We start from the raw sequence: 18,112 nt of genomic DNA, 5'->3' as shown, positions 1-18,112 counted from the left end.
GTCCCGGCCATGATCTCAACGGTGGTGTGGGGTACCGGAAATGTCGGCCGGGCGGCCATCAGGGCCGTCGATGCGCACCCGGCGCTCAAGCTCGAGAACGTGATCGTGAACAACCCGGACAAGGTCGGCCGCGACGCGGGGGATCTGTCCGGGCTCGGCTCCGAGCTGGGGGTCGCGGCGACCGACGACATCGAGGCGGTGCTGGCCGCCAGCCCGGGCGCGGTGGTATACGCGGCCTCCGGCGACATCCGGCCCGACGACGCGCTCGCGGACATCTGCCGGGCGATCCGCGCGGGCGCGGTCGTCGTCAGTCCGGCGCTGTACCCGCTCTACGACCCGACCAACGCACCGCCCGAACTGCGGGACCCGGTGCTGGCCGCCATCGCGGAGGGCGGCGGCTCGCTGTTCGCCTCGGGCGTCGACCCCGGCTGGGGCAACGATGTGCTGCCGCTGCTGCTCAGCGGACTGGGCAGCACCGTCGACGTGATCCGTTGCCAGGAGATCTTCGACTACTCCACCTACGACCAGCCCGATTCGGTGCGCTACCTGGTGGGCATGGGTCAGCCGATGGACTACCTGCCGCCGATGATCGCGCCGACGATCCCGACCATGGTGTGGGGCGGGCAGATCCGGATGATGGCGCGGGCGCTTGGCGTCGAGCTCGACGAGATCCGCGAGACCCTCGACCGGCGCGCGCTCGACGCGACCGTCACCACCAAGACGATGGGCGAGTTCGAGGCGGGCACCCAGGGCGCGGTGCGGTTCGAGGTGCAGGGCATCGTCGACGGTGAGCCCCGGATCGTCATCGAACACGTCACCCGGATCCACCCGACGTGCGCCACCGACTGGCCGATGCCGCCGGACGGCGACGGCGCCCACCGGGTGATCATCGAGGGCCGCCCGCGCATCGAGGTGTCGGTCGAGTGCACCGACGAGGACGGCAGCCGGTCCGCGGGCGGAAACGCCACCGCGGTCGGGCGGTTGGTGAGCGCCATCGACTGGCTGGTGGCGGCGGAACCCGGAATCTACGACGCGCTCGACGTCCCGCTGCGCCCCGCAGTCGGCAAACTCGGAAAACGGTAGTCACGAAAGGACGAGCCATGCTCATCGACATTCCCGAAGACAAGGACCCGATCGGGTACGTGTGGGGCGAGATGGTCCCCGGCATCGGGATCGCGGCCTCGAAGTTCTCGCTGTCCGTGTACGAACACTCGACCATCGACCTGCGTGCGTTCGAGGCCGCCCGGCTGCGGATCGCGCAGATCAACGGCTGCATCTTCTGCCAGGACTGGCGCACCGAACGGGACGGCAAGAAGGTGGAGGCCGGTTTCGACGATGCGGTCGAGAACTGGCGCACCACCGACGTTTTCGACGATCGCACCCGGCTGGCGGCGGAGTACGCGGAGCGGTACGCGCTCGACCACCACGGGCTGGACGACGAGTTCTGGACCCGGATGTTCGAGCACTACACCCAGGCCGAGGTCGTCGAGCTCTCGATGAGCATCGGCTCCTGGCTGGCGTTCGGCAGGCTCAATCACGTGCTCGGACTCGACAGCGTCTGCGTGCTGCCGGGCCACTGAGGACCCGCCGGGGCGCGGCCGATCAGTCGGTCGGCGCCCCGGGCAGGGCGTCGAAGAAGTCGGCGCTCGGGGTGAAGAACGCGGATCCGGTGACCGGGACCGAGAAGTCGAGCAGCCGGTCGTAATTGCCGGGCGGATCGCCGAGGAACATGTTCGCGAGCATCCGTTCGGTGATCGCGGGCGTGCGGCAGTAGCCGATGAAGTACGTGCCCATCTCGCCGTCGCCGACGCGGCCGAACGGCATGTTCGCGCGCAGGATCTCCAGCGACTCGCCCTGCTCGTCCTTGATGGCGTTCAGTGCGACGTGTGAGTTCGCCGGCTTGACGTCGGCGCTCATCTCGATGTCCTCGAGCTTGGTGCGCCCGATCACCTTCTCCTGCTCGGGAACCGGCAGCGCCTCCCACGTCGACATGTCGTGCAGGTACTTCTGCACGTGCACGTAGGAGCCGCCCGCGAAGGCCGGGTCCTCGTCGCCAACGGTGACCGCCGCGACGGCGCCTCGCCCAGACGGGTTCTCGGTGCCGTCCACGAAGCCGATCAGGTCGCGGTTCTCGAAGTACTGGAAGCCGTGCACCTCGTCGACCACGGTGGCCGCGCCCGCGAGCCGCTTGGCGATCTGGTGTGCGAGCTCGAAACAGGCGTCGAGGCTCATCGCCCGGATGTGGAAGAGCAGGTCGCCCGGAGTGGACGGGGCCTGGTGCTTCCCGCCGCGCAACGCCGGGAACGGGTGCAACTGCGCGGGTCGCGGCCCGGCGAACAGTCGGTCCCAGGCGTCCGAGCCGATGCTGACGATCAGTTCCAGACCCGAGCCCGGCACCCGCAGCCCGACCGCCCGGCGGAGGCCTGCGGCGTCCGCGAGCAGCGAGCGAGTGAGCGCCTCCCCCCCGGCGTCTACGGTCGCGACGAGGAAGATGGCCGCAGGGGAGAGGGGGCTGGTCACCGTCTGGGACTCGGGAGCCCGTGGCGGGCGAGGCGATTCGGTCATCGTGGGCTCCGGTCTGCGTCGGGTGTGGCTCATCCTGTGCGCCAACGGTAGTCGACCTCGGCGGCGGTCCCCGCGAACGAGTTCGCGCCGAATGTCGGTGCCCGGCGGTAGCGTTCGGGCATGACACTGACACTGGGCATGATCACCTTCGACAGTGCCGAACCGGGTCCGCTCGCCGCGTGGTGGGCCGAGCGGGTCGGTGGCCGGATCGAGCAGGAGAACGACGGCTGGTTCTACATGGTCGAGGTGCCGGGCGCCGCGCACAAGCTGGCCTTCCAGAAGGTGCCGGACCCCACGCCGGGCAAGAACCGGGTGCACCTCGACATGATCGCGGAGGACCTCGACGCGGAGGTTGCCGAGCTGACCGCTGCCGGTGCGCAGGAGTACGAGCGGCACGACATGGACGGCTTCCGGTGGGTCACCCTCACCGACCCGGACGGGAACAGGTTCTGCGTGTCGGGCAGCCACTGACGGGGTCGACCCGGTCACTAGGATCGACTCATGCCGCAGCTCACCGACGCCACCGCAACCGGGCTCTGCTCCTTCGTCGACGCGTCGCCGTCACCGTTCCACGTCTGTGAAACGGTCGCGGCCGAGCTGACCGTCGCGGGCTTCGTGCGGCTGCGGGAGACCCAGGGCTGGCCGTCGGCTCCCGGTCGATACTTCCTGGTGCGCGGCGGCTCGCTGGTCGCATGGAGCACCGAGGCCAGCGGGCGGGAGGCGGCGCCGTTCCGGATCGTCGGCGGCCACACCGACAGCCCGAACCTGCGGGTCAAGCAGCACCCCGACCTCGATTCCGCCGGCTGGCAGCTGGTCGGCCTCGAGCCGTACGGCGGCGCGTGGCTGAACTCCTGGCTGGACCGAGATCTGGGCATCTCCGGCCGGTTGAGCATCCGCGACGGAAACACGCTGCAGGAGAAGTTGATCCGGGTGGATCGGCCGATCCTACGGGTGCCGCAGCTGGCCATCCACCTGTCGGAGGATCGCAAGGGGGTGCAACTCGACCCGCAGCGGCACGTGAACGCGATCTGGGGTGTCGGCTCCTCACCGCGGCGGTTCCTCGGTTTCCTGGCCGAGGAGGTGGGCGTCGATCCGGGTGCGGTGCTCGGCTGGGAACTCATGACCCACGACCTGGCGCCGAGCGCGGTGGTCGGGCTACACGACGAACTGGTCAGCGCGCCGCGCCTGGACAACCAGGGCACCTGCTACGCGGGCAGCCGGGCGTTGCTCGCCGCGGTGGAGAACCCGGCCGAGGCGATTCCCGTGCTGGCCCTGTTCGACCACGAGGAGGTCGGCAGCATGTCCGACCGCGGTGCCTTCTCCGACCTGCTGAACTCGGTGCTCGAGCGGATCGTGCTGGCGCGCGGCGGCGGCCGGGAGGACTTCCTGCGCGCGATGGCGGGCTCGGTGTGCGCGTCCGGGGACATGGCACATGCCACCCATCCGAACTACCCGGACCGGCACGAGCCCGCGCACCGGATCGAGATCAACGGTGGCCCGGTACTCAAGGTCAACCAGAACCTGCGGTACGCCACCGATGCGGCCGGTGCGGGCGCCTTCGCCCTCGCCTGCGATCAGGCGGGCGTGCCGCTGCAGCGCTACGTGCACCGCGCGGACCTGCCGTGTGGTTCCACCATCGGACCGATCACCGCGTCGCGGACCGGGCTGTCCACCGTCGACGTGGGAGCCGCGCAACTCGCGATGCACTCGGCGCGAGAGCTGATGGGTGCGGCCGACGTGACCTCGTACGCCGAGGCGCTGGCGGCTTTCCTGACGCCCGCGGAATAAGGCCGGTCGGCGAAGGTGTTTGTTGACGTTTAGTAACAATTGCCCCAACAGGCACCTCAGTAACAATTTTCTCGTGGTTGGCTGGGCCGCGCTCATTTCCGCGCGCCCTGTCCAGCCCCGAGAGGAACATCTCCGTGCACGCACTGAGTCGGTCGTGGTCGTCCGCCCTGTCCGCGACGGTGGTCGCGGTTGCCCTTGCGGCGTCGGCGGTCTCGCCGGCCTCGGCGGCGGAGGGCGGCCCCTGCGGTCAGGGCGGATCGGGCAGTTCGAGCGGCGGGAGCAGCGGTAGCAGTACCGGATCGCTTGCCGGGGCGCTGCCGTGGCTCACCGGCCCGCCGGACGGCGGCGTCCCGCAGTTGACCGGCAAGACCAAGGCGATCGAGATGGTCACGGGTCCGGGCAGCCCGAACAACACCATCTCGCGCTTCAACGTCTCGGGCACCGACCTGGGCATCATGTGGGACAACGGAAACGCGCTCGGCCGCCACGACGTGATGATGGCGTTCGGTGACACCGTCGGCGACTGCGAGGCCGACGGCGACGACTGGCGGAGCAACGTCCTGTTCCGCAGTTCCGACACTGTGCTGTCCGACGGCATGCGGATCGACAGCTCGCCGCTGGCCGGCCCGAACAATTCCAAGGAGATCATCCCCGGCTTCGCCATCCCCGGCGAGTACACGACCATTCCCACCGCGGGCATCGCGGTGAACGGGGTGCAGTACGTCCGGTTCATGTCGGTGCGGTCCTGGGACACCCCCGGCAACTGGACCACCAACTACTCGGCCATCGCGTACTCGACCGACAACGGGGAGAACTGGACCGCGGACCCGGCGACCGTCCGCGCCAACACCGAGGGCATCGGTATCCCGGGCATCCCCGCGGTGAACCCGGCCAATTCGAAGTTCCAGCAGAGCGCCTTCGTCGACGGTAAGGACGGCTTCGTCTACGAGTACGGCACCGAGTCCGGCCGGCAGGGCACCCCGCTGCTCGCCCGCGTCCCCGCCGCTCAGATCCGCGACCTGAACGCCTACACGTACTGGAACGGCAGCGCTTGGGTCGCCGACCTCGCGCAGGCCACACCGGTGATCGGCTCGCCGGTCAGCGAGCTCGCGGTGCAGTGGAACGACTACCTGAACAAGTGGGTGGCGATGTACACCGACGAGACCAACTCGCTCGTGATCCGGCAGGCGGACCGGCTCGAGGGCCCGTGGAGCGGCAAGCAGACCATTCTCAGCGGGGTGCTGGTGCCCGCGCTCTACGGCGGGTTCATGCACCCGTGGGCCACGGGCCAGCACCTGGAGTTCGTTGCCACCACCTGGGACCGCTACAACGTCATCTACATGCGCACAGACCTGAACGGTCTGCAGATGAGGGCCACGGATCAGGCCGACCGTCCCGACCCGGCGACCACAGGAGACGCGCGGCTGCTGCGGGTGGAGTACCCCGACGAGCAGTGACGGCGCGGGTGGCCGCTACCAGTGCGGGGGCACGCTGTCCTGGCAGTTAGACTTTGCCCAGGCAGCGTGGCGCCAGCCGCGGCCGATTTGACTCCTCCAGGGAAGGGACCCGACTCCCCGTGTCTTCAGAGACGAGCACCGTGCAGGTCGACACCGTCACCAAGGCCGCAGCGACCCCGGATGTCGCCCAGCCCTTCAAGGAACTGGGACTCAAGGAAGACGAGTACACCCGGATCAAGGAGATCCTCGGTCGGCGCCCGACCGATGCCGAGCTCGCGATGTACTCGGTGATGTGGAGCGAGCACTGCTCCTACAAGTCCTCCAAGGTGCACCTGAAGTACTTCGGCGAGACCACCACCGACGAGATGCGCTCCTCGATGCTCGCGGGCATCGGTGAGAACGCGGGCGTCGTCGACATCGGCGACGGCTGGGCGGTCACCTTCAAGGTGGAGTCGCACAACCACCCCTCCTACATCGAGCCCTACCAGGGCGCGGCGACCGGCGTCGGCGGCATCGTCCGCGACATCATGGCGATGGGCGCCCGCCCGATCGCGGTCATGGATCAGCTCCGCTTCGGCGCGGCGGACGCGCCCGACACCCGCCGGGTCGTCGACGGCGTCGTGCGCGGCGTCGGCGGCTACGGCAACTCCCTCGGCCTGCCGAACGTCGGCGGCGAGACCGTCTTCGACGCCTCCTACGCGGGCAACCCCCTGGTGAACGCGCTGTGCGCGGGCGCGATGCGGGTCGAGGACCTGCACCTGGCGTTCGCCTCCGGCGCGGGCAACAAGATCATCCTGTTCGGCGCGCGCACCGGCCTCGACGGCATCGGCGGCGTGTCCGTGCTCGCCTCGGAGACCTTCGACGAGTCGTCCGGCGGTCGCCCCAAGAAGCTGCCCGCCGTGCAGGTCGGCGACCCGTTCACCGAGAAGGTGCTCATCGAGTGCTGTCTCGACCTGTACAAGGCGAAGCTGGTCGTCGGCATCCAGGACCTCGGCGGCGCCGGGCTGTCCTGTGCCACCTCCGAGCTCGCGGCCGCGGGCGACGGCGGCATGCACATCGACCTGGACAAGGTGCCGACCCGCGCGACCGGCATGACCGCGGCGGAGATCCTCTCCAGCGAGTCGCAGGAGCGGATGTGCGCTGTGGTCACCCCCGAGAACGTGGACGCGTTCATGGAGGTCTGCCGCAAGTGGGACGTGCTCGCCACCGTCATCGGTGAGGTCACCGACGGAGACCGGCTCACCATCGACTGGCACGGCGAGAACGTGGTGGACGTGCCGCCGCGCACCGTCGCGCACGAGGGCCCGGTCTACGAGCGTCCCGTGCAGCGTCCCGCCACCCAGGACGCGCTCGTCGCGGACACCACCGCCTCCCTCGCGCGTCCGACCACGCCGGAGGAGCTGAAGACGACGCTGCTGAACATGGTGGCCTCGCCGCAGCTGTGCAGCCGCAACTGGATCACCGAGCAGTACGACCGCTACGTGCGCGGCAACACCGTGCTCGCCGAGCAGGCCGACGCGGGCGTCATCCGGATCGACGAGAAGACCGGCCGCGGTATCGCGCTGGCCACCGACGCCTCCGGCCGCTACACCGCATTGGACCCGTACGCCGGTGCCCAGCTCGCGCTGGCCGAGGCGTTCCGGAACGTCGCGGTCACCGGTGCGACCCCGAAGGCCGTCAGCAACTGTCTCAATTTCGGATCGCCGGAGGACCCGGGCGTGATGTGGCAGTTCCAGCAGGCCGTGCGCGGCCTCGCCGACGGCTGCGCCACCCTCGGCATCCCGGTCACCGGCGGCAACGTCAGCTTCTACAACCAGACCGGCTCGACGGCCATCCTGCCGACCCCGGTGGTCGCCGTCCTCGGTGTGATCGACGACGTGCACCGCCGCATCCCCACCGGACTCGGCCTGGAGCCGGGCGAGACCCTGATCCTGCTGGGGGAGACTCGCGATGAGCTTGATGGCTCGATCTGGGCCCAGGTCGAGCACGATCACCTCGGTGGCGTGCCGCCGAAGGTCGACCTGGCGCGCGAGCAGCTGCTCGCCGACATCCTGCTGGCCGGCTCGCGGGACGGGCTGGTCAGCGCTGCGCACGACCTGTCCGAGGGCGGCCTGGCCCAGGCGGTCGTCGAGGCCGCGCTGGCAGGCGAGACCGGCTGCCGGATCCTGCTCCCCGAGGGCGCGGACCCGTTCGTCACGCTGTTCTCCGAGTCGGCAGGCCGAGTCCTTGTCGCGGTGCCGCGCACCGAGGAGACCCGGTTCACCGGCATGTGCACCGCTCGCGGCCTGCCGTGGGTGCGCATCGGTGTCGTCGACGAGGGCTCGGACTCGATCGAGGTCCAGGGCCAGTTCTCGGTGAGCATGGCCGAGCTGCGCGAACTGTCGGAGGCGACGCTCCCCGAACTCTTCGGCTGAGTCCTTGACCGGGGGAGAGGTCGGGACCAAGCAGGCCGGGGGAGCGGTCGGGACGAAGCACGAGCAGTCCAGCTGGGTCGAGGTCCTCGCCTCGCCCGAGGAACTACGAGAACGGCACCCCTTCGTGGGCTGGGCGTGGGGTCTGCTGCGGCTGGACTACACGGGTATCGCGTTCGCGGCGCTGTTCTTCTGCTGGTCGCTGACACCGTCCCTGCTGCCCCGGGACTGGCTCTACCAGGGCCTGATCGGTGGCATCACCGCGGCCATCGGCTACGGCGTCGGAACCGCGGTCGGGTGGGCGGTCAACCGGCTCCTGCTGGCGCGGTTGCCCTGGTGGCCGCCGCCCACCAAGGTGCAGCTGGCGCTCAAGATCGCGGTGCCGATCCTGTCGCTGCTGGTGTCGATCGGCATGCTCATCGCCTCGGCGGCCTGGCAGCGTGAGCTGGCCGCGCTGACCGACGCCGAGGGCACCACCACCACCGGCTACCTTCGCACGCTGCTGCTCAGCATGCTGGTGGCGGCGCTGCTGATCTCGTTGTGGCGGGTGCTCCGGGACCTGGTGAGGTTGGTCGCCCGCTACCTGAACCGGTGGCTGAAGGTGCCGCGTTCCGCCGCCGCACCGATCGGCGTGGTGCTGGTCGCGTTCCTCAGCTACACCATGGTGACGGACGTGCTGTTCGACGCCGCCTACGCGGCGATCAACTCCGCGTTCAGCCTGCAGAACAACACCACCCGCGAGGGCGTCGAGCAGCCGACCGCCCTCGAGCGGTCCGGCAGTCCCGACTCGTACGCGAGCTGGGAGTCGCTCGGCTTCGAGGGCCGGAACTTCGTCTCGCGGGGCATGCACGCCGACGAACTCACAGCGGTGAACGGGAAGCAGGCGCTCGAACCGATCCGTGTGTACGCGGGGCTGGAGACGGCGGCGGACACCGACGCCCGACTGGACGTCGTGATCGCCGAGCTCGAGCGCACCGGAGCCTTCCACCGCAGTGTCCTGGTGGTCATACCGACCACCGGCACCGGCTGGGTCAACCCGACCGCGGCCGAGGCGATCGAGCTGGTGCACAACGGCGACAGCGCCCTCGTTGCCAACCAGTACTCGTACCTGCCCAGCTGGATCTCGTTTCTTGCGGACCGGAACAAGGCCGCCGAGGCGGGGCGGGCGCTGATCGGCCGCGTGCACGAGCGCTGGCTGCGCGAGCCCGCGGAGACCAGGCCCAAACTGCTGATCTACGGGGAGAGCCTCGGAACGCAGGCAGGCGAGGCGGCGTTCGACGGGCTCGCCGACATCCGGGAGACCGTCGACGGGGTGCTGTGGGTGGGTCCGCCGAACTCGAACACCCTGTGGAGCCAGCTCGAAGCACGGCGGGACCCGGGCACTCGGCAGGTCGAACCGATGTACTCCGACGGGCTGGTGGTGCGTTTCGCCAATGACGCGGCCTCGATCGGGAGTCCGGCGTCCCCGTGGATGAAGCCCCGGGTGCTCTACATCCAGCATCCGTCGGACCCGGTGGTGTGGTGGAGCCCGGACCTGATCTTCAACCGCCCGGACTGGCTGTCGGAGGCGCCGGGCGACGACCGCCTGCCGGACATGCGCTGGTTCCCGTTCGTCACGTTCTGGCAGGTCGCGGCCGACCTCGCCAACGCGGCGGGGGTGCCCGACGGCCACGGCCACAACTACGGCACCACCGTGCTCGACGGCTGGGTCGCGGTGGCCGCGCCCGACGGCTGGACCGCCGACGACACCGAACGCGTCCGCGCGGCGATCGACGCGAGGGCAGGCACGCAGGGACCGGAGAAGTGACGTGGACAGCGGGGGGGAACGTGACGGACCACTGGAGCAAGCCGCCGACATTGCGCGGTGAGTTCGTGCTGCTGCGCCCGACGACGCCTGCCGACGTCGACGGGTTGGCGAGGGCGCACGACGATCCCGAGACGTTGCGCTTCTTTCCGTATGGGATCGAGTCGGAGCCGCCGTCCGTGGCATCGGTCGACCACGCGCTACGGTCCGGGCGGCAGACACTCACGCAGGTGGACGCCGCGACCGGTGAGATAGTCGGTACCACCTCGATCTACAACATGAGCGAGCTGCACGGTCGGGTGACGGTGGGCTACACATGGCTCGCCTCCCGTGTGCGGGGCACGGCGATCAATGCGGAGTCGAAACTACTTGTGCTGGAACATGTTTTCGGCACTCTCGGGGCGCGCCGGGTGGAACTGAACGTCGACGACCAGAACGTGCGCTCGCGCGCCGCCGTCACCGCGATCGGCGCAACGGAGGAGGGTGCGCTCCGTCGGCATGCCCGCAGGCGCGATGGCACGGTACGGACCACGATCGTCTACTCGGTGACGGACGAAGAATGGACTCGGGTGCGGGACGGTCTGCTCGCCCGCATCTCGCGCCGATCAGCGAACCGGCCCGCCGCCGACGGGTTGGCGCGGTGACCGCACGCAAGAAGATCGACCCCGCCGACCTGAGGGCGGCGCTGCTCGAGGTCCGCGACTGGCTGGCCGACACCGACGCTCCTGCGCCCAGCCGGGCCCAGCTCGCGGCCGCCGTCCGGCTCAGCGCCAGGACCCTCGAGAACACCGCACCGGGGTCCTCGGTGGAGGTGCGGGTGCCGCCGTTCGTCGCGGTGCAGTGCGTCGCGGGACCGCGGCACACCAGGGGCACCCCGCCGAACGTGGTGGAGACCGATCCGCGGAGCTGGCTGCTGCTGGTGACCGGGGGACTGACGTTCGACGACGCCTCGGCGACGGGCGCGCTCACGGCGTCGGGCACCAGGGCCCGCGAGATCGAGCACTGGCTGCCGCTGCTCCGCTTCTGAGACCGGGAGGCCTGTGGTCAGTACGCCCGCCGTTAACCCGTAGAATGACCTTGCCCCCCATCCCACCCCCTAGGGAGCAACCCCGGTGACTCCAGCCGAATTGTCGGTCAACAGCCCGAATCTTCTCGCACCCGCAGACCTGTCGGATCAGGACGAGCAGCCGCCCCGCGAGGAGTGTGGCGTCTTCGGCGTCTGGGCTCCCGGTGAGGATGTGGCGAAGCTCACCTATTACGGCCTCTACGCGCTGCAGCACCGTGGTCAGGAGGCGGCGGGTATCGCCGTCGCCGACGGCTCGCAGGTGCTGGTCTTCAAGGACCTCGGCCTGGTCAGCCAGGTGTTCGACGAGCAGACTCTCGGCGCGATGCCGGGGCACGTCGCTGTCGGGCACTGTCGGTACTCGACCACCGGGTCCACCACCTGGGAGAACGCCCAGCCCATCTTCCGGACCACCGCGGCAGGCACGGGCATCGCGCTCGGCCACAACGGCAACCTGGTGAACACGGCGGAGCTGGCGACCAGGGCGCGCGAGGCCGGGCTCATCAACCCCAAGCAGCCGGGCCGAGGCACCTCCGACTCCGACCTCGTCGGCGCGCTGCTCGCGCACGCGGCGGCCGACCGCACCATCGAGCAGGCCGCGATGGAGCTGCTACCCACTCTGCGTGGCGCGTTCTGCCTGACCTTCATGGACGAGCACACCCTGTATGCGGCACGCGATCCGCACGGCGTCCGCCCCCTCTGCCTCGGCCGTCTCGACCGCGGCTGGGTCGTCGCCAGCGAGACCGCCGCGCTCGACATCGTCGGCGCGTCGTTCGTCCGCGACATCGAGCCGGGCGAGATGCTGGCGATCGACGCCGACGGCGTCCGTTCCTCGCGTTTCGCGAACCCGACGCCCAAGGGCTGTGTGTTCGAGTACGTCTACCTGGCCCGCCCGGACAGCGTCATCTCCGGCCGTTCGGTGCATGCCACCCGCGTCGAGATCGGTCGCAGGCTCGCCAAGGAACACCCGATCGAGGGCGACCTGGTCATCCCCGTTCCCGAGTCCGGCACCCCGGCCGCGGTCGGTTACGCGCAGGGTTCCGGGATTCCGTACGGCCAGGGCCTGATGAAGAACGCCTACGTCGGCCGCACCTTCATCCAGCCGTCGCAGACCATCCGGCAGCTCGGCATCCGGCTCAAGCTCAACCCGCTCAAAGAGGTCATCCGCGGCAAGCGCCTGATCGTGGTGGACGACTCCATCGTCCGTGGCAACACCCAGCGCGCGCTGATCCGGATGCTCCGCGAGGCGGGCGCGTTGGAGATCCACGTGCGGATCGCCTCCCCGCCGGTCAAGTGGCCCTGCTTCTACGGCATCGACTTCGCCTCACCCGCGGAGCTGATCGCCAACGGCGCGGGGGCCAGCGAGGCCGGCGGCGTGACCAGCCACAGCATGGACGAGATGCTCGAGGGCGTCCGCCGCTCGATCGGCGCCGACACCCTCGGCTACGTCTCGATCGAGGGCATGATCGCCGCCACCGAGCAGCCCGCGTCCCGACTCTGCTCGGCGTGCTTCGACGGTAATTACCCGATTGCGCTGCCGACCGAGACCTCGATGGGTAAGAACGTGCTCGAGGGAATGCTGGAGAGCACCGCGGGCGTCGCGGCGAAGCAGGACAACGACAACGCGAGCGCGTTGAGTCGACCGTAGGCGCTCAGCGCCCACACGTAGATCACCATGCGGTGCCCCAAGGCGCCGCCGAGAAGATGGCTGGAGCAGCGAATCCGATGACCGACGACAACGACCGCCCCACCGGCGCCTCCTATGCGGCGGCGGGGGTGGACATCGAGGCCGGAGACCGGGCCGTCGAGCTGTTCGCCCCGCTGGCCAAGAAGGCGAGCCGCCCCGAGGTGATCGGCGGCCTCGGCGGATTCGCCGGGCTGTTCGCGCTCAAGGGCGGGTACAAGGAGCCGCTGCTCGCGGCCTCCACCGACGGCGTCGGCACCAAGATCGCCGTCGCGCAGGCCATGGACAAGCACGACACCCTCGGCCTCGACCTGGTCGCGATGGTCGTCGACGACCTCGTGGTGTGCGGCGCCGAGCCGCTGTTCCTGCAGGACTACATCGCCGTCGGCCGGGTCGTGCCGGAGCGGGTCGCCGAGCTGGTCAAGGGCATCGCCGACGGCTGCATCATCGCCGGCTGCGCGCTGCTCGGCGGCGAGACCGCGGAGCACCCCGGACTGATGGCGGACGGCGACTACGACCTCTCCGCCACCGGCGTCGGCGTCGTCGAGGCGGATGCCGTGCTCGGCCCGCAGCGGGTGCGCCCTGGCGACGTGGTGATCGGCATGGGCTCGTCGGGCCTGCACTCCAACGGCTACTCGCTGGCCCGCAAGGTGCTGCTCGAGATCGACCGCATGTCGCTCGGGGGCCACGTCGAGGAGTTCGGCCGGACCCTCGGTGAGGAGCTGCTCGAGCCGACCAAGATCTACGCCAAGGACTGCCTGGCCCTGATCGCCGAGACCGACGTGCGAACGTTCTGCCACGTCACCGGCGGCGGCCTGGCGAACAACCTCGCCCGGGTGATGCCGAAGGGGCTCGTCGCCGAGCTCGACCGTGGCACCTGGAGTCCGGCGCCGGTGTTCGCGATGATCGCGCAGCGCGGCCGGGTGGAGCGGGCCGAGATGGAGCAGACCTTCAACATGGGCGTCGGCATGGTCGCCATCGTGGCGCCCGAGGACGTCGACCGTGCGCTGGCGGTGCTGACCGCCCGCCACATCGACTGCTGGACGCTCGGCACCGTCGCCAAGGCATCGGACAAGCAGGAAGGATCCGACCTCGTTCGCATGGTCGGAGACCACCCGCGCTTCTGATCCCACAGCACAGAGACGAACGGACCGTCGACCCCCTTCGTGGGAGGTCAACGGTCCGTTCGTTTATGTGTTCAGCAGATCGAGATTGCGCGCCGACCGTACATGCCGAAATGCGGGGGAGCCGGTGGGCTTCCCCGCATTCCTGTACTTCGCCGTGTCAGCGGCGCCAGTCGTCGCTTTCGTCGTCGTCCCAGCGCGACGCAGTGTCGTCGGAACGCTGGTCGGCGAGGACCCCGTTCCGGTGGGAGCTGGACGAACCTCCGGACAGTTCCTTTTGCAGGCTGTCGAAGTTCGTGGACGGCGAGCTGTACTTGAGCTCGCGTGCAACCTTGGTCTGCTTTGCCTTAGCCCGGCCGCGGCCCATGGCCAACCCCCTCGCGCTTCCGCGGGGCGGCCTGGGAATTTTTGGCGGCCCCGTTTGAGTGTGTATTTCTTCCTGAGACACACTCTAGCCTGAGAACTCGGCGTGCGCTCCCACCCCAGGCCGCGTTGGGTGTCTGATTTATCTCAGAACGCCGGGAATCGCCCGAATTGTGCCCACCCGAACACCCCCACCCAGTACCGGTGGCGAGGCGAGTTCCGCCAGATCCTCGGTCCAGGCGACCCCGAGTCGGTGCAGCAGCGCGGCCGTGAGCGGCAGGCGGGCGCGTTCGCCGCCGTCGTCGATCTTGAGCGCGAAGGAGGTGCCGTCGGGCAGCGCACCCGCGTGCACGCCGTCGGCGCCCACCTTGCAGAGCAGGCCCGGTACGGCGCTCATCAGCAGGAAGTCGTCGTGACCGGTGCCGGACACCAGCCACGGTTGCTCGCGGACGGCATCGGCCACCGCTCGTTCCTCGCTGTCGGCGGCCGCGGTGGCGAGCGTGGCGAATCCGCGCGCGAGGGCGGAGAGCGAGAGCGGCACGATCGGCAGGCCACAGCTGTCGATGCCCAGCTCGTAATCCGTCTCACCGGCCAGTTCGGCGATGGTGTCCATCACCGCCAGCTGGATGGGGTGTGTGGGCTCCAGGTAGCTCTCCAGCGGCCAGTCGCGCGCCACGCAGGCCGAGAGCATGGCCGCGTGCTTGCCGGAGCAGTTCATGAAGATCCGGCGCGGCAGCGCCCCGGAGGCGAGGACGCGGGCGCGGGCGGTCTCGTTCGACGGCAATTCGGGAGGGCACCGCAGTTGGTGCTCGGCGAGCCCGCTGCGGGTGAGCAGCCGGTGCACCACAGCGACGTGCTCGGGTTCACCCTCATGCGAGCCGGCGGCGATCGCCAGTTCGCGGTTGTCGGAGGGGGCGAATCCACTGCGCAACAGGGCCACGGCCTGCATGAGCTTGTTCGACGAACGGGGATAGATCGGGGTGTGTACCTCGCCGAGGGCCAGGATGACCTCGCCGTCCGGGTCGAGCACGACCACCGAACCGCGGTGCACGCACTCGCGGAAACCGGAGCGATCCACTTCGACCAGTTCGACGCTCAATACTCCACCTGCACCTTCCGTCCGGCGATCCGTCGGCGTGCCTTGTCTGCGACAGTAGGCGACAGGTCTGGCTGCTGCTCGAGCAACGCGACCAGATTTTCCGGGTCCCGCCCGGTGAACAGGTCGCGCACGGTCACCCCGTGGGCCGGCACGTGCACGCGGTGGATCGCATCGCCAGCGGTCACCAGGCCGCCGCGCACCACCCGCAGGTAGGCGCCGGTGTCGGCGCGGTCGGCGAAACGCTTGACCCAGCGAGGTTCCCCGGCCCACACACCGAAGGTGCCGCACGGGGTCCGCGGGCCGGTCACTTCCAACTCGGCGGCGAGATCGCCGTCACCCAGGCGCCAGCGTTCGCCGATCACCGCGTCGCTCGCGGCGATCCCGCTGATCCGGAGGTTCTCGCCGAACCAGCCGGCGGGCAGCTGCCGTCCCAGCTCCGACTCCCACCGCTGCGCCTCGTCCTGCTGGTACGCGTACACCGCCTTGAACGTGCCGCCGTGGAACTCGGTGTCGCAGATGTGGTCCCCGTCCATGCCCGCGGGGCCGATCCGTACCGGCCCGTCGACGGGCCGCTTGTCGATCGCGGTGCGCGGCACCCGCTTGGTGCCGCTGTCGCGCTCGGCGTGCACGACGCAGACGGCGTCGACGCGCCCCGCGCCGCTCACCGGCCGCGCAGCCGGTCGACGGCGGCCCGGCCCGCCTGCACAGCGTCGTAGCTGGGCACGGAGTCGGCATCGATCGAGGCGGCCACCGAGCCGGCGAGCAGCGCGGTGTCCACCGGAACGGTCCGCTTGACCAGGGCCAGTGCGATGGGGCCGAGCTCGTGGTGGTCGACGACGGTGCCCAGGTGCCCGACGGTCCTGCCGTCCGCGGTGACCGCGTCGCCTGGCTCCGGGCGGGTGTCCGCGGACCCGTCGAGATGCAGCAGCACCAGGTGGCGCGGGGGCTTGCCGAGGTTGTGCACCCGGGCCACGGTCTCCTGGCCGCGGTAGCACCCCTTGTCCAGGTGCACGGCCCCGTGCTCGGCGATGCCGCCGATCCAGCGGGCCTCGTGCGGGATGGTGCGCTCGTCGGTGTCCACGCCGATCCGGGGGCGCACAGCGGCCACCCGCAGCGCCTCGAACGCCCAACTGCCCGCGGGCGCGGCGCCCGCGGCGGTCAGCGTCTCCCACCAGCGGGCGAGCTGGTCGCGGGGCACGATCAGATCGAAGGCGTGTTCGCCGGGCCACGGCATCGAGCGCAGGAAGCCGCCCCCGGGCAGCGCGACCGCGCCGTAGACCGGCGGAAGTGAGGCGATGCCGAGAGCGGCAAGGATTTTCGGCCGGCGTACGTCGGGCCCGAGCAGGCTCAGGACGGCCATCTCGGGCGCGGCGGCGGGCTCGGCCTTCGCCCAGAACACCATCTTCTGGAGGAATGCCAGCAGGCCGGGGCCGTGGGTGCGCTCGGTGTCGATCCAGGTGGTTCCGTCCAGATCGGTCAGCACGAAGTGCTCCTCGACCCGGCCCTGCAGGTCGAGGCTCAGGTTCTCCGCGGAACCGCCGTCGGGCAGCTGCGCGATGTGCTGGCTGGAGATGGTGTGCAGCCAGGTGAGGCGCTCGTCGCCGCCGATGGAGAGCACGAAACGGTTCGAGCGGTCCACGATGGCGGCGGCGTTCTCGGCGCTGCGCTGCTCGCGCAGCGGGTCGCCGTAGTGCCAGGCGACCCCGGCGTCGAGGGAATCGTCGGGACCGGCGACGGCACCGGGATAGGACAGCAGCGGACTGGGGGCGACGCTCGGCGACTCGGACACAGCTCCATAATAGGAGCGTCCGGCCGCGGCCGGACGGTCGTCCTAGGCTGTTGGCATGGCTCCTCGCGTACTGGTGACCCTCGACGGCAAGGTGCACGACCCCGACGTCCCGCTGCTCTACGCGGACGACCTGGCGGCCGTGCGTGGTGACGGAGTGTTCGAGACCGTGCTGGTCCGGGGCGGTTCCCCGTGCACCATCGAGCTGCATCTCGAACGGCTGAACAACTCCGCGGCGGCGATAGACCTGCCGGAACAAGACCTGGACCGCTGGCGCGCGGCCGTGAAGACCGCCCTCGCGGAGTGGGACGGCGACGGCGAGGGGTTGATGCGGCTGGTGCTCAGCCGTGGCCGCGAGATCGGCGGGGGGCCGACCGGTTATCTCACACTCGGCCCCATCGACGATCGCGTCGCGGCCGTCCGGCGCGACGGGATCGCGGTGGTCACCCTGCCCCGCGGGTTCTCGGTGGACCTGGCGGCGCTCGCGCCGTGGCAGTTGCTGGGCGCGAAGACGCTGTCCTACGCGACCAACATGGCGGCGCTGAGGCATGCGAACTCGCTTGGCGCCGACGACGTGATCTTCACCAGCAGCGAGGGTCTCGTGCTCGAGGGCCCCCGCTCCACGGTCGTCATCGCTCGCGGCCGCACGCTGATCACCCCGCCGATCGAGCAGGGGATCCTGCCGGGAACCACTCAGCGGGCGCTTTTCGAGATCGCGGGCGAGCACGAGTTCCGCACCGAGGTGGCGCCGCTGCGGCCCGCGGATCTCATTCTGGCGGACGGTGTCTGGCTGCTCTCGAGTGTGACTCTCGCCGCACGGGTGCGGGCCTTGAACGGCCGGGTGACGACGGTGCCGGAGATCGCCGAGGAGCTGTCGGCGCTGGTCGACCTGTCGGCGGAGACGGTTGGGGCGATGCCGGACGCCGTCTGAGTGCGGTCCGGGACGAGCACGGGCGACTTGACTCCGC

At 70.0% G+C, this 18,112-nt stretch carries 17 protein-coding genes; 12 read left to right on the top strand and 5 right to left on the bottom strand.

The annotated features are described in order from the left end of the window. Positions 1-9 precede the first annotated feature (9 nt). Both JOE46_RS13715 and JOE46_RS13710 read left to right on the top strand, forming a co-directional pair. Positions 10-1,083 (top strand): dihydrodipicolinate reductase, encoded by a 1,074-nt coding sequence (locus JOE46_RS13715; RefSeq protein WP_209927565.1) that lies wholly within the window; start codon positions 10-12, stop codon positions 1,081-1,083. Positions 1,084-1,100: 17 nt separating this feature from the next. Beyond that, positions 1,101-1,580: a carboxymuconolactone decarboxylase family protein gene (locus JOE46_RS13710; protein ID WP_077042822.1), complete on the top strand. Its 480-nt coding sequence runs from the start codon at positions 1,101-1,103 to the stop codon at positions 1,578-1,580. A gap of 22 nt (positions 1,581-1,602) precedes the next feature. Here the strand turns inward: JOE46_RS13710 and JOE46_RS13705 are convergent, their stop codons facing one another. Beyond that, positions 1,603-2,565, bottom strand: coding sequence for a Dyp-type peroxidase (locus tag JOE46_RS13705; RefSeq protein ID WP_097211947.1), 963 nt, complete (start codon positions 2,563-2,565; stop codon positions 1,603-1,605). A 120-nt stretch (positions 2,566-2,685) separates the two neighbouring features. Between JOE46_RS13705 and JOE46_RS13700 the strand changes: the two genes are divergently transcribed. The 9 genes from JOE46_RS13700 (at position 2,686) to purM (ending at position 13,899) form a co-directional block, all read left to right on the top strand. After that, positions 2,686-3,036 carry a VOC family protein gene (locus JOE46_RS13700; protein WP_097211948.1) on the top strand — a complete coding sequence of 117 codons (351 nt, stop codon included), beginning with the start codon at positions 2,686-2,688 and terminating at the stop codon, positions 3,034-3,036. 30 nt (positions 3,037-3,066) lie between these two features. Then, complete coding sequence (locus tag JOE46_RS13695) at positions 3,067-4,353, top strand: M18 family aminopeptidase (protein ID WP_209927564.1); 1,287 nt, start codon at positions 3,067-3,069, stop codon at positions 4,351-4,353. Positions 4,354-4,487: 134 nt separating this feature from the next. Further along, the gene (locus JOE46_RS13690; RefSeq protein ID WP_209927562.1) at positions 4,488-5,810 is read left to right on the top strand and encodes a DUF4185 domain-containing protein; all 1,323 of its coding nucleotides are present in this window, start codon (positions 4,488-4,490) and stop codon (positions 5,808-5,810) included. A gap of 140 nt (positions 5,811-5,950) precedes the next feature. Beyond that, positions 5,951-8,224 (top strand): phosphoribosylformylglycinamidine synthase subunit PurL, encoded by a 2,274-nt coding sequence (gene purL, locus JOE46_RS13685; protein WP_209929102.1) that lies wholly within the window; start codon positions 5,951-5,953, stop codon positions 8,222-8,224. 4 nt (positions 8,225-8,228) lie between these two features. After that, positions 8,229-10,028 (top strand): alpha/beta-hydrolase family protein, encoded by a 1,800-nt coding sequence (locus JOE46_RS13680; RefSeq protein ID WP_209927560.1) that lies wholly within the window; start codon positions 8,229-8,231, stop codon positions 10,026-10,028. A gap of 20 nt (positions 10,029-10,048) precedes the next feature. Continuing rightward, a complete protein-coding gene (locus JOE46_RS13675; protein ID WP_209927558.1) occupies positions 10,049-10,669 on the top strand; it encodes a GNAT family N-acetyltransferase in 621 nt (206 codons plus the stop codon). Continuing rightward, positions 10,666-11,052 carry a sterol carrier family protein gene (locus JOE46_RS13670; RefSeq protein ID WP_209927556.1) on the top strand — a complete coding sequence of 129 codons (387 nt, stop codon included), beginning with the start codon at positions 10,666-10,668 and terminating at the stop codon, positions 11,050-11,052. Before JOE46_RS13675 ends, JOE46_RS13670 begins: the two co-directional genes overlap by 4 nt. Before the next feature lie 85 nt (positions 11,053-11,137). Then, positions 11,138-12,736, top strand: a complete 1,599-nt coding sequence (gene purF / locus JOE46_RS13665; protein ID WP_097211955.1) for an amidophosphoribosyltransferase — start codon at positions 11,138-11,140, stop codon at positions 12,734-12,736. Between the two features lie 77 nt (positions 12,737-12,813). Next, a complete protein-coding gene (gene purM / locus JOE46_RS13660; RefSeq protein WP_097211956.1) occupies positions 12,814-13,899 on the top strand; it encodes a phosphoribosylformylglycinamidine cyclo-ligase in 1,086 nt (361 codons plus the stop codon). A gap of 157 nt (positions 13,900-14,056) precedes the next feature. Here purM and JOE46_RS13655 read toward each other — a convergent pair whose 3' ends face one another. The 4 genes from JOE46_RS13655 to JOE46_RS13640 form a co-directional block, all read right to left on the bottom strand. Next, complete coding sequence (locus JOE46_RS13655) at positions 14,057-14,263, bottom strand: DUF3073 domain-containing protein (protein WP_097211957.1); 207 nt, start codon at positions 14,261-14,263, stop codon at positions 14,057-14,059. Between the two features lie 138 nt (positions 14,264-14,401). Next, entirely contained in the window at positions 14,402-15,358 is a 957-nt protein-coding gene (locus tag JOE46_RS13650) for an asparaginase (protein WP_097211958.1), read from the bottom strand. Further along, entirely contained in the window at positions 15,355-16,023 is a 669-nt protein-coding gene (locus tag JOE46_RS13645; protein WP_097211959.1) for an MOSC domain-containing protein, read from the bottom strand. Before JOE46_RS13645 ends, JOE46_RS13650 begins: the two co-directional genes overlap by 4 nt. Then, entirely contained in the window at positions 16,020-17,147 is a 1,128-nt protein-coding gene (locus JOE46_RS13640; RefSeq protein ID WP_097211960.1) for a folate-binding protein YgfZ, read from the bottom strand. Before JOE46_RS13640 ends, JOE46_RS13645 begins: the two co-directional genes overlap by 4 nt. Before the next feature lie 55 nt (positions 17,148-17,202). Here JOE46_RS13640 and JOE46_RS13635 point away from each other — a divergent pair, with 55 nt between their 5' ends. Continuing rightward, the gene (locus JOE46_RS13635) at positions 17,203-18,075 is read left to right on the top strand and encodes an aminodeoxychorismate lyase (RefSeq protein ID WP_097211961.1); all 873 of its coding nucleotides are present in this window, start codon (positions 17,203-17,205) and stop codon (positions 18,073-18,075) included. Positions 18,076-18,112: the final 37 nt, after the last annotated feature.

The sequence above is a fragment of the Rhodococcus sp. PvR099 genome (assembly GCF_017833315.1).
GTDB lineage: Bacteria > Actinomycetota > Actinomycetes > Mycobacteriales > Mycobacteriaceae > Rhodococcus_G > Rhodococcus_G oryzae.
This window is presented reverse-complemented; position numbering and strand designations above follow the sequence as displayed.

Bases quoted from the DNA above. Each gene is read 5' to 3' on its own strand.
- JOE46_RS13700 (WP_097211948.1), top strand. From the start codon at position 2,686: ATGACACTGACACTGGGCATGATCACCTTCGACAGTGCCGAACCGGGT.
- JOE46_RS13715 (WP_209927565.1), top strand. From the start codon at position 10: ATGATCTCAACGGTGGTGTGGGGTACCGGAAATGTCGGCCGGGCGGCC.
- purM (WP_097211956.1), top strand. From the start codon at position 12,814: ATGACCGACGACAACGACCGCCCCACCGGCGCCTCCTATGCGGCGGCG.
- JOE46_RS13710 (WP_077042822.1), top strand. From the start codon at position 1,101: ATGCTCATCGACATTCCCGAAGACAAGGACCCGATCGGGTACGTGTGG.
- JOE46_RS13655 (WP_097211957.1), bottom strand. From the start codon at position 14,263: ATGGGCCGCGGCCGGGCTAAGGCAAAGCAGACCAAGGTTGCACGCGAG.
- JOE46_RS13635 (WP_097211961.1), top strand. From the start codon at position 17,203: ATGGCTCCTCGCGTACTGGTGACCCTCGACGGCAAGGTGCACGACCCC.
- JOE46_RS13695 (WP_209927564.1), top strand. From the start codon at position 3,067: ATGCCGCAGCTCACCGACGCCACCGCAACCGGGCTCTGCTCCTTCGTC.
- JOE46_RS13705 (WP_097211947.1), bottom strand. From the start codon at position 2,565: ATGACCGAATCGCCTCGCCCGCCACGGGCTCCCGAGTCCCAGACGGTG.